Annotated in this window: 11 protein-coding genes; 2 read left to right on the top strand and 9 right to left on the bottom strand. The window is 68.5% G+C overall.

Features of this window, described 5'->3' with window-relative positions:
- Window positions 1-12: 12 nt before the first annotated feature.
- The 5 genes from LRF89_RS02190 to LRF89_RS02170 all read right to left on the bottom strand — a co-directional run bounded on the left by LRF89_RS02190 (window position 13) and on the right by LRF89_RS02170 (window position 5,504).
- The gene (locus tag LRF89_RS02190) at window positions 13-663 is read right to left on the bottom strand and encodes a DUF4870 domain-containing protein (RefSeq protein WP_238635696.1); all 651 of its coding nucleotides are present in this window, start codon (window positions 661-663) and stop codon (window positions 13-15) included.
- A gap of 173 nt (window positions 664-836) precedes the next feature.
- A complete protein-coding gene (locus LRF89_RS02185; protein WP_201170711.1) occupies window positions 837-1,307 on the bottom strand; it encodes a Crp/Fnr family transcriptional regulator in 471 nt (156 codons plus the stop codon).
- Window positions 1,308-1,376: 69 nt separating this feature from the next.
- Window positions 1,377-2,606, bottom strand: a complete 1,230-nt coding sequence (locus LRF89_RS02180) for an SAM-dependent methyltransferase (protein WP_238635697.1) — start codon at window positions 2,604-2,606, stop codon at window positions 1,377-1,379.
- Between the two features lie 147 nt (window positions 2,607-2,753).
- On the bottom strand, window positions 2,754-4,682 hold the full coding sequence (locus LRF89_RS02175; protein ID WP_238635698.1) for a hypothetical protein: 1,929 nt from the start codon (window positions 4,680-4,682) through the stop codon (window positions 2,754-2,756).
- A 9-nt stretch (window positions 4,683-4,691) separates the two neighbouring features.
- A complete protein-coding gene (locus LRF89_RS02170; protein ID WP_238635699.1) occupies window positions 4,692-5,504 on the bottom strand; it encodes a S1 family peptidase in 813 nt (270 codons plus the stop codon).
- 170 nt (window positions 5,505-5,674) lie between these two features.
- Here LRF89_RS02170 and LRF89_RS02165 point away from each other — a divergent pair, with 170 nt between their 5' ends.
- Window positions 5,675-6,721: a D-alanine--D-alanine ligase family protein gene (locus LRF89_RS02165; protein ID WP_238635700.1), complete on the top strand. Its 1,047-nt coding sequence runs from the start codon at window positions 5,675-5,677 to the stop codon at window positions 6,719-6,721.
- Here the strand turns inward: LRF89_RS02165 and LRF89_RS02160 are convergent.
- Together LRF89_RS02160 and LRF89_RS02155 are read right to left on the bottom strand one after the other, a co-directional pair.
- Window positions 6,718-8,754, bottom strand: a complete 2,037-nt coding sequence (locus tag LRF89_RS02160; RefSeq protein ID WP_238635701.1) for a CocE/NonD family hydrolase — start codon at window positions 8,752-8,754, stop codon at window positions 6,718-6,720. The two genes, LRF89_RS02165 and LRF89_RS02160, sit on opposite strands and share 4 nt — an antisense overlap.
- Window positions 8,755-8,757: 3 nt before the next feature.
- Window positions 8,758-10,086, bottom strand: coding sequence for a M20 family metallopeptidase (locus tag LRF89_RS02155; RefSeq protein WP_201170693.1), 1,329 nt, complete (start codon window positions 10,084-10,086; stop codon window positions 8,758-8,760).
- Window positions 10,087-10,122: 36 nt separating this feature from the next.
- Here LRF89_RS02155 and LRF89_RS02150 point away from each other — a divergent pair, with 36 nt between their 5' ends.
- A complete protein-coding gene (locus LRF89_RS02150; protein WP_201170691.1) occupies window positions 10,123-10,581 on the top strand; it encodes a GNAT family N-acetyltransferase in 459 nt (152 codons plus the stop codon).
- Here the strand turns inward: LRF89_RS02150 and LRF89_RS02145 are convergent.
- The gene (locus LRF89_RS02145; RefSeq protein WP_238636518.1) at window positions 10,575-11,876 is read right to left on the bottom strand and encodes an ATP-grasp domain-containing protein; all 1,302 of its coding nucleotides are present in this window, start codon (window positions 11,874-11,876) and stop codon (window positions 10,575-10,577) included. The two genes, LRF89_RS02150 and LRF89_RS02145, sit on opposite strands and share 7 nt — an antisense overlap.
- Before the next feature lie 78 nt (window positions 11,877-11,954).
- Complete coding sequence (locus tag LRF89_RS02140; protein WP_238636516.1) at window positions 11,955-12,761, bottom strand: hypothetical protein; 807 nt, start codon at window positions 12,759-12,761, stop codon at window positions 11,955-11,957.
- Between the last annotated feature and the right edge of the window lie 136 nt (window positions 12,762-12,897).

Below are 12,897 nucleotides of genomic sequence, written 5' to 3'. Positions count from 1 at the left end.
GATGAGAGCGTTTTACTTGCCCTCGTCGTCCGGCGACACCTTGTCGGAGAGCTTCTGCGAGTACTCACCGAGCACTGGCACCTCCCAATCCTTGCTCTGGAAGGCGTTGAAGGCCATGAACAGCAGGCCGATCAGACCCACCCAGAACACCAGGGGCATGCCGGCGAAGGCGGCGTTGAGGATCGCCACGCAGATCCAGACCACGGCGATGACCGCGGAGATCGCCAGGGACTGTGCGGCATGGAAGCGCACGAACGGGTCCGCGCGATCGAGCAGCAGGAAGATCGCCCCCGTAACGGGACCGCCGACGTAGGAGAGGCCGGCAGCGAAGTGGCGCGGCAGCCCGGAGTTGCCGAGGAAGGCCTCGGCGCTATCGCTGCTGCTCTTGCCGGAATCGGAAGCCGCCGAGCTCGCCGTTGTGGAGCTGCTGGTGGTCGAGGCGGAGCTGCTCGCCTTGCTGCTGGCAGTGCTGCTCGTGCCCTTGCCGGCACTGCCCTGCTCGGCAGCGGTCTCCACCGTGCCGGACTTGGCAGCTTCGGACTTGGCGCTCTCGGACTTGGTGGTGCCGGCCTTGGCCGTGCTACCCGTGGATTTGGTGGTGCTGCTCTTGGTGCTCGTTTCCGAGGTTTTCTTGGTCGATTTGTCGTTCATGTCCTCGCTCATTCTGGACACCTCCATGAAAAAGCCCGATCAGGGCGAATCATACCCCCGGCCCGTCGTTACAATACCGAGGAGCGATAACCTCCGCAAACCGCAGTTCCGGGCCGCCCCCTGTTGATTCCCGCGGGTAACCACCATTGCGCGCGGCCCATCGGTTGCCTTTGTGCAACAGGATGTTAGGCGAAACCCGGGGGGTTCCACTGATCCATCATGCGCTCTCTTGCCACATCCAATCGTTTCGACATCAGCGCCGAAAAGCGTTTCAGAATCTGATATCCGAAAGCCGGATCCGCCTCGCAGCGCGCGATGATTGCAGCGCCGTCGAACTCCAGCAATTCGGTTTTATCCTCGGCGCGGGCGTTGAAATTCCAGCGGTACGGGGGAATCAGCCAGGACCAGCCAAGGATCTGATCGGCCCCCAGGTGCTGGACCTCCAGCGTGGGCCCGCTGATCGCCGGGACCTCGAGCACGACATCACCGGAGCGGATCAGGTAGAAGGCGCGCGCGGCGTCGCCGTGGCGGAACAGCACCTCATCCCGCTCCAGGGTGCGAGGGCTGGCGCATTCGGCCAGGAACTCCACGTGGGCGCGCTCCAGCCCCTCGAAGAACTCCTGATCGGACAGGATGTTGGCAATCGTTGCGGGCATGGTGCGTGCCTCCTGGGGCGGATGGTCCGCCGCCGCCGGCCCCGCGCCCGGCCGATCGACGGGAACGGCTCAGCTTGCAATCCGCGATGGCTCCGGCCATCGGCGCTCTTCGCGCTCCCCACTGTAAAGGTAATCGCGTGTCAAAGGCACTGCGTCTTGCTGCCGCGCCAGCTGCAGCTGCAGGACCATCATGCCGCGCCAGCGGAAGGCGGCTTCGCTGACCGCCAGGTAGAATTCCCACATGCGGCAGAACGACTCACTCTTGGCGGCGGCCACGCGTCCGCGGATGCGCTGGAAGCGTGCCTGCCAGTTGGCCAGGGTGTAGGCGTAGTGCAGCCGGAGGACCTCGATGTCCGTGGTGCGAATGCCCACGCGCTCCACCGAACTCATGACCTCGGAGGTGGCCGGGATATAGCCGCCGGGGAAGATGTAACGCCGGATCCATGGGTTGGTCACGCCGGGCGGATTGAAGCGCCCGATGCTGTGGACCAGTGCCACACCGTCTTCGGTGAGCAGTCGGCGGATGGTGTCGAAGTAGGTGTCGTAGAAGGGCGCCCCCACGTGCTCGAACATGCCGACACTGACGATGCGCTCGAACGGTCCGGTCACGTCGCGGTAGTCCTGCAGCCGGATCTCGACGCGGTCGGCCACGCCCGCCTGCCGGACGCGTTCCTGCGCCAGGCGCTGCTGCTCGCTCGACAGGGTCAGGCCCACCACTTCGACCTGTTCATGGCGGGCCAGGTGGATCGCCATCGAACCCCAGCCACAGCCGATATCGAGCACGCGGTCGCCGGGCCGCAGGCACAGCTTGCGGCGGATGTGGGCGGCCTTGGCGCGCTGCGCCGACTCGAGGTCCATGTCCGGATCCTCGAAGTAGGCGCAGGAGTAGTGCATATCGGCGTCCAGGAAGTTCTGGAACAGCCAGTCGTCCAGGTCGTAATGGGAGGCGATGTTCCGCCGCGCCGCGGCCGCTCGGTTCCACTGCTGCAGCGGGCGCGCGGCCCACAGCAGCCAGGCCTTGACGCCGCGGGCGCGTGGTGGCGGGAAGTTGTTCAGCAGCACCTCGAGGACGCCGAGCAGCCCGCCTTCACCGGGGCTCCAGTCGCCGTCCATGTAGGTCTGGCCGAGCATGAACTCCGGATCGAGGGCGATGCGCCGCAGGGTGCGCCGGCGATGGATGTGCATCACCCCGTGCGGCGGGCCGCCGTCCCCGTAGGCGCACTGCTCTCCGTCGTCATAGCGCAGCTCCAGGGTCCCGCGACGGATTCGTCGACCAAGTCGTTGTTCTACCCATTTCATCGACACGACTCCATGATGTCTGTCTGGGCGACCCGGTTCCGGAGGCCGGACACACGGCACTCCTCCCAGTTTGGCTCAGGAATTCAATGGTGTTGCAGGGGGTGGCCGGGACGCAGGCGCGCACCCCCGTGCGCCGTATCGCCGCGCCTAGCGGCGCAGTGCGCGTCGGGCGCGGACGAGGCTGCGGTACCAGTCGCGCCGGGGCAGCGGCACCGGCGTCGGGCGGCGGCTGAGCAGGCTCACCTGGCTGGCCTGCTCGCTGAGCTGCTGCCCGCGGGAGATGGTCGCCAGAACCCGCTCGCGGGCGCCGTAGGTCTCGGTCAGGAACCGCCTCCCGTCCTCGGTGAGTTCCACGTGGTAGTGGCGGACCAGGGCAAGTGCCAGCTGCTCAGCGGAGCGGCTCAGGTCCTCTTCGACGCTGGCGGCCATCGCCTCGCCGAGGTCGCGTTTCTCCCGGGCGCTCATGCCCGGCTCGAGGCCGCCAAGGTAGCTCGCGTTGGTGGCCCCCAGGCCGCGTTGGACCTCGGGCCGGGAGAGCTGGATGTGCGGTTCCAGGGCCAGCGCGGTCTCAACGGCCAGGTGCCGGGCTCGGTGGGGGGTCAGATCGCGCACCTGCTCGCGGGGGCGGCGGGGCTGCGCGTCGCTGCGCAACCACTCCAGCCCTTCGTCGCGCAGGTGACGCATGATCTGCTGGCAGACGGTCTGCCGGGCGTCCTCGTCCAGGGCGACCGTCCGCTCGACGATGCGCAGGCCCCGGCCGCCCCGGCTGGTGCGCAGTCGCTGCGGATCCCCGGGCAGGGTTCCGGCAAGGTCGTTCCAGCGCTCGGTGGCCTTAAGCAGTTCCGCGTGGGCAGTGCCTAGGGTGACCAGGGCCTCTCGGGCCGAGCGGTACAGCGACAGCGCCGTGCCCAGGGTGTCCGCGGTGCGTGCCAGGCGCTCGCGGCTGGCCCGGTCCAGGGCCCGGCGTTGCTCCAGGGCCTGCAGACGGTCGATGCGCATCTGCAGGTCGTCCATGGCGGCCATGACGCGTTCCAGCAGTTTATTGGAAGGCAACTCTTCGGGGACCAGCTCGTAGGGCAGGGCGTCGGCCTCGATCAGCCAGGCGGCGAGTGCGCGGATGCGGTTGTCGCTGGCGGCCTGGGCCAGGCGATAGCGGCTGCGTGCGGTCTCCAGGGTCTCCAGGGCGCGGGCAAGCTGCCATCGCCCGCGGTAGGTGAACGTGAGGATGGGGATCTCGCGGCCGTTGATCAGCTCGAAGGCCAACCCGAGCATGTCCTCCACGTCGCCCATGGTGATCAGCAGCGGGTTATCCTCCTCGAAACCCGCCAGTACGCGTTCGATAAAGGCCTCGTTGCGCGCGATGCCGGCTCGCAGCTGGGGCACTTCACCGAGGAAGCGCTCGCGCAGGGCGCTGGCGGCCAGTGGGGCCTCCGGCCGGATCTGCTGGTACGCGGTATCGAAGAGTTCCTCGTGCTGGGCGTTGAGGTCCCGGATGCGGGTGAACAGGCCCGAGCGGCGGTAGCTCTCAATACGCGCGAGGACCTCGCCGAGCTGGCGATCGCCGGTGAGGTCCTGGCAGGCCAGGCCGATCCCGGCCGGTGAGAGGTCAACCCGGCGCAGGAGCTGGCGGGCTGCTTCGCTGCGCCGCGCCTGGCCGCTGAGGCCGGCCACATGAAGATCCCGGCTGGCCAGGATCAGGTCGCCGAGGTGATCGATGGTGCTGGATACATCGGCCTGGGCGCGTTCCTGGGCCGGCCCCCAGGTGCTGTCGTATACGATCTTGGCCAGCAGGCCGATCAGGCCGGAGAGGATGGTGAAGGTCGTGAAGTAGATCAGCAGCTGGGTGTGGGGGGGATGACCGTAGGCCACCCAGTAGCCGCCGGTCAGCCCCAGGCCGGTGACCGGGCCGGCGGTCCAGGCCAGGCTGAGCAGCGAGCGGGAGATGCGCACCCGGCGCACGGCGCGGGACCATTGCTCCAGGCGCTCATTGGCCTCCCGATCCAGTGAAACGCCACGAGGCTGCTCGTCAGCTGACGAACCGTCGGGCGGCTTTTTCTTCCAGCGCAGCAGCGACACCGGGGCGACTTAGCGGAATTTCCGCTCGTACTCTTCGAGCAGGGGCGCGGCCAGATCCAGCGGGATGGCGTAGCTGATGCCGCTGGGCTCGCGTACGGCCGCCTCGCGCCCGCCCTGGACAAAGACCTTGTTGAGCACCGCATAGACCTGCCCGGTGGCCGTATCGTAGACCGGGCTGCCGCTGTTGCCCGGGTAGGCGGTGCCGTCGAGCTGAAAGACCATCGGCGGTTGCTCGCGGCGCAGACGGGCGACCTGGCCGGGATCGAGCTGGTCATCGCGCTGCGCGGGCAGGGCCAGCGGGGTGCGGGCCGAGATGATCGCGGTGTGCGTGACGGGGTAGAAGCCGATGACCATGCCGATGGGGAACCCGGTGTAGGCCACCTGGTTGCCGGGGCGCAGATCGTCGGGGTTGCCCAGGCTCAGTGCCGGCAACGGATCGCCGTCGATGCGCACAATGGCGAGGTCGTGGGCCCGGGAGTGGGCCACCGTCTCCGCGGCACGGACCTCCGGCGAGCCCGGTTCACCAACCAGCACGATCAGTTGTTCGCGCCGTTCCTCATCCAGGCGCTCGGGCAGTACATGCTGGTTGGTCAGCACTGCCTTGCCATCCGCGATCACGAAGCCGGTGCCGCGGAAATCGACCCGCGGGTTGCGGGTCGGCGCATGGGTGCCCACGCCAACCACGGACGGGGCGATGGTCTCGATCGTATCCGCGAGTTGATCCGCGGCTTGGCTGGCGGGTGTTACGGCATAGGCGAGGAGCAGCATGGCAGAGAGGCTGAACAGCCAAGTGCGGTCAGCGCGGCGGGGGCTTCGCGTCATCCTTGCTGGCTCCCAAGAGGGTTTTATAAACGTTTGAGCGGACGCTTCGTCTACCGTCGAGCAAAGCCGCCGCGGGTAGCATAACACCTGGCTCGAACGAGGCGAGGCACGACTAGACTCAGGATAGCGCATACACGCGATTGCTGACCCAACTGCTGAGGTCGCCCGCCGTGAACAAACTGACTGGACTGCGTCTCGGCCTCCTCTTCGGGGACCCGCGTCTGCCCTACGCCTACGGCCCCTACGGACGGATCGGCCCCGAGGAGCTGGCGGCGGCGGAGGAGGCCAAGCGAGTGCTGGCGGCCCTGCCCGGAGTGAGCCTGCGCGTTTTCGATGACCACGAGCGGCTGATCGATGATCTGCGTGACCATCCGCCGGACCTGGCGGTGAACTTCTGCGACAACGGTTACCGCAACCGCCTGGAACTCGAGGCCAGCATCCCGGCACTGCTGGAGATGCTCGCCATCCCCTACACCGGGACCACGGCTACGGCCATGGGGCTGGGGCGGGACAAGGGGGCGGTGCGCGCCCTAGCCGCCGGACTGGGGGTGGCGGTGCCCGAGGAGTGGCTCATCGATCTGCGCGACCCGCGCCCGGTGGTGCCGAAGCGCTACCCGGTGCTGATCAAGCCGAACGACAGCTGCGGCAGCATCGGCATGGAGCCCGATTGCGTGGTGCGGGACGCCCGTCAGGCGCGGGCCTATCTGCGCCGTCTGGCTGGATCCGGGGTGGTCTGGGCGCTGGCCCAGGAGTTCCTCCCCGGGGCGGAGTACACGGTGGGGCTGGTCGGCAACCCGGCCACCAGGCTGTCGGTCCTGCCGCCGCTGGTCGTCGACTATTCGGCGCTGCCCCCGGAACTGCCGCCGATCCTCTCCTACGGCTCCAAGACCGACCCCGAATCCGCCTACTACCGGTCGCTGCGCTTCGCCCCGGCGCGACTCGACGAGGCCAAACGGGTCGGGCTCGAGCAGGCCGCGCGGCAGCTGTTCGCGCGGCTGGGGGCGCGGGACTATGCGCGGGTGGATTTCCGTGAGGATGCCGAGGGGAAGCCGCGGCTGCTCGATTTCAACAACCACCCCGCCTGGGGGCCGGAGGGGAAACTGGCGATGATGGCCGGATATGCCGGCTTCAGCTACGCCGAACTCCTCGGGCAGATCGTCCAGGCCGCCGTGGAGCGCTACGGCGCCGCAGGGCGGCCGCTCGGGGGGCAGATCTAGAGCAGCTGTCTTGGGATCCACTCGTCGTAGTCGCGGTGGAAGATGCGTGCCCCGTTCTCGAAGACCTCTAGCTCGGCGCTGACCCGGAAGTGTTCGGCGGTAGCGCTCATGCGGGTCTGGCAGGTCACCCGCACGTCCCAGTCCTCGCGGTGTAGGCGGGCATCGAGGTCGATCAGGGCCTGGGCCGACAGGGGATCGGTCTCGTTGATGCGGAAGGTGCGCCGGATGGTGTGGCCGACGGTGAGATCGATCTCCTCGAGCCGCGCCAGGGCAGCACCCTCCAGATCGGCGGCGTCGCCGAAGGTGCTGTAGATCGTCTCGTTGGTGGTTAGATCGTGTTCCACCGTCCGGTGCGGATCGACCCACTCGAGTGCCGTGGGTTCGGCGCCGGGGCCGCGCTCAGGCGGTGCGAAGGGGGCCAGGGATCGATCCAGGGCGCTGGGCGGGCGTTCCGGGAGCTCGAGGGTGCTGACCCCGGTATGGACCGTCAGGGCCACGGGCTCGGGCGAAGGCCAGATCAAGGGCCAATAGGTGGTGGAGATGCTGAGCCGCAGGGTGTGGCCGGCCGGGAAGGCGTAGGCGATGTCGTTCAGGGTGATCCGCACCCGGTACCGCTCGCCGGGCTCGAGCGGTCGCGGCTGCTCGTGGCCGTCGCGATGGCAGAGGTTCAGCGCCCCGTAGCTTACCCGGGATGAGGTGCCGTCCGGGGCGACGTCATTGAGGCGAATCACCGCCATCGCCACCGGGCGGTCCACGGACAAGACCAGGTCCACCCGGGGTGCACCAAGGATCTCCAGCCGCCGGGGGAGCGGGTCCGAGTCGAAGACCAGGGACTTGCCGTCATCCTCGCGCTGGTCCAGGGGGCCCTCGCCCTCGGCCCCGTAGCCGTAGAACTCGCCGCCCTTGAGCCCGGTGGTTTGCGGCGAGCGCACGCGCACCGCGTCCTCGGGATCGTCCGGCGTCTCACCCAGGGCGCCGACGTTCAGGTGCCATCGGCGGGCCTGGATGCGCGGCGAGGGCCATTCGGTCTCGGCCACCCAGCGTCCCGGCCGGTACTCCAGGTAGGGCGAGGGCGGCACCCACTCCTCCAGCCAGACCCGCAGCATGGGCTCGTCCATGATCCCCGTCTCGATGCCCTTGAGCCAGTGATCCCACCAGCGCACGGCCTCCTGGAACATGCCGATCCGCGGCCCGGGCACCGCGGCATGGGGGAAAGCGTGGGGCCAGGGGCCGATCAACCCTTTGCGCGGTGCGCTCAGGCCGGCCATCAGCCGAGGGATGGCGTTGACATAGCCATCCGACCAGCCGCCCACCGCGTAGACGGCGCATTCGATGGCTGCGTAGTCCTCGCAGACCGAGCCGTGGCGCCAGTAGCCGTCACGATGGGGGTGCTGGAGCCAGACCGCCGGGAACAGGCGCAGGCTGTCGAGTCGCTGCTGCCACTGTTCGCGCCAGTTGGCGCCGGCGATGGCCGGGTCCGGTGGCCAGGCCGCCAGGCTGAAGAAACTCGAGCCCCAGGTCAGGTTCTCATTGAGCAGGCAGCCGCCCTTGTAGTGGGCGTCATCGGCGTAGCGGTCGTCGGTGGAGCACATGGTGAGGATGGCGCGCAGTCCGGGTGGACGCCGGGCGGCGACCTGCAGGGCGTTGAACCCTCCCCAAGAGAGGCCCATCATGCCGACGTTGCCGTCGCACCACGCCTGTTCGCGGATCCAGGCGATGGCGTCCACCGCATCGTCCTGTTCCTGCTCCAGGTATTCGTCGAGCAGCACCCCCTCGGAGTCGCCGGTCCCGCGCAGATCCAGGCGGATGGAGGCGTAGCCGTGGCCGGCGAAGTAGTGGTGCAACGGCTCGTCGCGCAGACGGGTGAAGTCGCGCTTGCGGTAGGGCATGTACTCGAGCACCGCGGGGACCGGGGAGCGCTCCGCGTCCTCGGGCAACCACACCCGCGCCGCCAGGCGGACCCCGTCGCGCATCGGGATCCACAGGTTCTCGATGACCCGGATGTTCTGCGGGAACGCCTCGACGATGCGCATGGTTCAGTCGTGGCCCCGGTTGTGCCCGGCGAAAGCCGGTTCCATCCGCCCCGCTGCCGGACGCAGGCCATCCAGGCCTGCCTCAAGCAACCGTTCGGTGGTGCGCACCAGGGTTCGCGCCACCCGGCAGGTGGTCTCGAGGGAGACGGATTCATTGGGTGCGTGGGCCTGGTCGATGTCCCCGGGGCCGTAGATGACGGTCGGCACCCCGGCCAGGCGAACCCAGCCGGACATGTCGCAGCCGTAGGGGGCTGCGGCGATGCGCGGCTCCTGGCGGAACTCTTCCTCGGCGCACTCGGCCAGGGTGCGCACCAGCGGGTGGTCGGCGTCGGTCTCGGCCGAGCCGAAGCCCGAGGCCAGACGCCGAATCTCCGGCGGGTTGCGGGATAGCCAGGGGTCGTCGTGGATCGCCTCGGCGATGGCGTGGCGAAACCGGGCCTCGGCCTCGTCGATGGTCATGCCCAGGGGGACCCCGACGCGGACCTGGGCCTCCAGCGAGTCCATCACCGAGGACGACCAAAGCCCGCCGCGGATGACCCCGACACTGGTGGCGTAGGGCAGCGGGTGGACGGTCATCAGCGGGTGCTGCTCGGCGGCGTTCAGGGCCTGCTCGTCGGCCCGCATGGCCTGGTAAAGGGTGATGAAGTGATCCAGGGCGCTCTCGCCCTGCAGGCGCTTGCTGGCGTGGGCCGATTTGCCGGGTACGCGGATGCGCAGGGACATGGCCCCGGCGTGGGCGATGACCAACTCCGGGATGCCGTGCTGCACCGTCGGTTCGGGGATGATGCAGGCATCGGCGCGCCAATTGCCGCGGATGGCCGCCAACGTGCCGAGCCCGCTGTCCTCTTCAGCCGGGACCGCGGCGAAGATCACCCGCCCCGGGAAGTTGCGCCCCCCTTCGGCGAAGGCCTCGAAGGCGGCCAGTGCGGCCACGAGGCCGGCTTTCATGTCCGACGCGCCGCAGCCGAAGACCCGGTCGCCCCGGGTGACCCCGGAGAAGGGCTCGTCCTGCCAAAGGCCGTAGTCGCCTGGCGGTACCACATCCACATGCCCGGTGAGCAGCACGCTGGGACCGGGCTGATCGCCTCGGACCACGCCTACCACCACCGGCGCCCAGGCCCGCTCGACCTCGTGGCCGGGGTAGCGGGGATCGCGCTGCAGTGAGGCGATGCCATCGTTCCAGTAGTCGATCTCAGCGTCGTACTGTTGCAGCCAGTTGGCGATGCGAGCGACCGCCCCATCCTCCTCGCCAGTGATCGAGGGGATGCGGATCAGGGAGACCAGTCGCTCGTGGATGCGCGCTTCGTCGAGGTAGGCGGTACGGCGGACCATGCGTGCTCCGCGGTTTCGGGGGCTACCATGGAGTATATGCACCTGAGACCGACTTCACCCGACGATCTTGCTTTCGTGCGCGCCGTGGAGGGCGCCACGGAGAACGCCGCATTCGTCGAGCAGTGGACCGTGGCCGAGCACCAGGCCTGCATCCACGCCCCGGGCTGCGCGCACTGGATCCTGGAGGCCGGGCGGCCGCGGCGGGCGGTTGGGTATGCCATCCTGCAAGACGTGGATCACCCCGACGGCGTAGTGATGCTGCGCCGGATTGCCATTGCTGGCAAGGGCCGCGGTTACGGCCGCCGGGCGGTGCGGGCCTTGATTACGCACGTCTTCGCCGAGCTGGGGGCGCAGCGCCTGTGGCTCAGTGTGCTACGCAGCAATCGCCGGGCGCTGCGCCTGTACCGCGACCTGGGGTTCGTCGATGACCCACGAGGCTTGCCGGCTCCCGGCTCGCGCATCCTGATCCTGGAGCGCCCGGCGGCCCGTCAGTAGTTGGTTTCTAAAGGCTCCGAGAAGCGAAAATCGAGCTGCTCCATGATGGACCGGAACTTGTCGTGGAGGTGCTGTTCGTCCTCGCCACCGATGAACAGCTCGGCGATCTCGTAGCTGTAGCTGTCCTGCCCGCGCAGCTCGGAGAGCTGCGTCCCCTCGGCGACCTGGATGTGGATGGACAACTCCGGGTGGGTGCGTTGCAGGGCGTGGATCTGCTCGGCATCGGGGACCCGCAGCACGCGGGCGTCCCCGTAGACGCGGGGCATGAACTTGGCCGCCATGGGGAAGCGGCCCTCTGGCCGCGGAAAACGCGGGCGCCGGCCCAGGCTGATGTCGATGGCGACCTCATGGTGGGAGGCGCCGGTGGCGATCTCGAAGATCGGGCAGTGGGACTTGGAGATCCGTGGATTGACCTCAAGCAGCCAGATCTTGTCCACGTCCTCGTCCCAGAAGAACTCCATGTTGAACGGCGTCTGGTCTAGCCCGATGTGCTTCAGCAGTCGTCGGGCGTAGTCCTTCATCCGCTCCTGGACGGGGATCGGGAGGCTGGAGGGGTACTGGTAGCTAACGAAGCTGATCTGGTTGGCTCCGCGCAGGGAGTCCAGGATGGCGTAGACGACGACCTCGCCGTTGAAGACGTACCCTTCCAGGGTGCAGAGCCGGCCCTGAATAATGCCCTCGGCCAGGGCCGTCGCGCCGCTGCCGGACCCCGGCAGCCGCTCCGGGTGCTCAACGCGTTCGGTGAACGCCTGGAACGGTTCGGCGAAGACCGGGATGCCCCGGGCGATGGCATCGATGGCCGCCCGGAACTGGGTGTCGCTCTCCACCCGGAAGCCGAGCAGGGACGAGAAGGCCACCGCCGGTTTCAGCCAGAACGGGTAGGGCAGCTTGAGCGTGGCCAAGGGGTCGTCGGCGTACGGATCGATGGCCTGGAACGGCGGGGTGCACTCCGGCACCGCCGCCTCGCAGGCCAGCCGGTTCCAGTATTTGTGCTCGCAGAGCAGCACGCTTTCCAGCGACGGGGTGGGCAGGCCGTATTCACGCCTCAGGACCGGCAGGATGGAGGTCGTCGGAAAGTCCCAGTGGCCGATGATCGCGTCCACCCGCGGTGCCTGGTCCAGAGTGCGGCGGGCCTGATCCAGGATGGCGGGGATGTCGTAGCGCTTGGGGAGGACGATGGCGCTGTAGTCGGCCAGCGGGTGGAAGGCGTAGTTCGCACTGCCTCGTACGCTGTTCAGGTGCTGGAGATGGAAGTCGTCGAGCCCGACGACGAAGATCTGCTTGCGATCGTCCATGGCGACCCTCAAACGGACGTGCCCCATTGCACGGTTCCCTAGGAGGGAGCGTAGCCGAGAATCGCTGTGTTGCAGCGGTCAGCTGTCGTCGGCCGCCTCGATGCGTTCGAGCCGGGTGCGCTGGGCGTGGTGCTCGCTGCGACGGTCGACGGTGCGCACGGGCAGGCCGGCCCAGCCCTCCGCCATGTACCAGCGCACCGCCCGTTGCTGGCCCGGCTGCTGGCGGGTGAGACGCACCGTGCGAAAGGTGCCCGGGTGTGCGCGCACGGTCTGCCGGCCCTCCACCCGGAAAACGACCTCTTCCACCTCACCCTGCTCATCGACCACCTGGTGGCTGATCTGCGTATGGCGCGTCCCCTCCAGGGCCTCTTCCATGACCTGCCAGCGGTGGGTCAGCGGGTCGAGTGCATCCGGGGGCACGGCGATCTCGCCCGCCTCGACAGCGGCCTCGTCATCGGTGAAGCGCGCCGCCAGGGTGACCTCCTCCTCCGCGTCCTCGAAGGCGGTCTCGGGGTCATACGCCTCGTCGGTCTGGAAGACGGTCGCGGTGCGGACCTCGTAGGTCTCTGGGCGGGCGACATCGCCCTCGAGGGTGCCCTCGCTGATCTCCCGGGTGCGGCGGATGCGCCGATCCCCCGGGTGGTCGGCCTGGGCCGGGTGCTGGCGGTGTTCGCGGATGCGCTCCAGGCGGAAGGTGTCGTCCGCTTCGAAGTCCCAGGTCAGGGTTTCGTAGCCGCGCCACTGCCCCCCGTCCTGGATCCAGTAGCGCGCGCTCCCGCTCTCGGGCAGTTCACCGGCGGCGGCGATGGTGGAGCCGAAGCCGACTAGTACGGCGGCTGTAACACCGAGGCGGTGGCGTAACCGGGCGGGCTTGATAGCAAGCATGGGCTGCGTCGTGTCGGTTTGCCTGTCCCTGTTGTCGGCAGGTGGAGGGTGGGGATGAGGGTGCGAGTTGACGCCGGGATCAGGAGTGCGCACAGTCAGTCGGGATGTTGCACCGCGGCGCGCGGGTGCGCGCGAC

Origin of the sequence: Halorhodospira sp. 9621, assembly GCF_022228055.1 — a bacterium.
Classification (GTDB): Bacteria; Pseudomonadota; Gammaproteobacteria; order Nitrococcales; family Halorhodospiraceae; genus Halorhodospira; species Halorhodospira halophila_A.
Note: the sequence above shows the minus strand (reverse complement) of the source record. Positions and strands in the feature narration are given on the sequence as shown.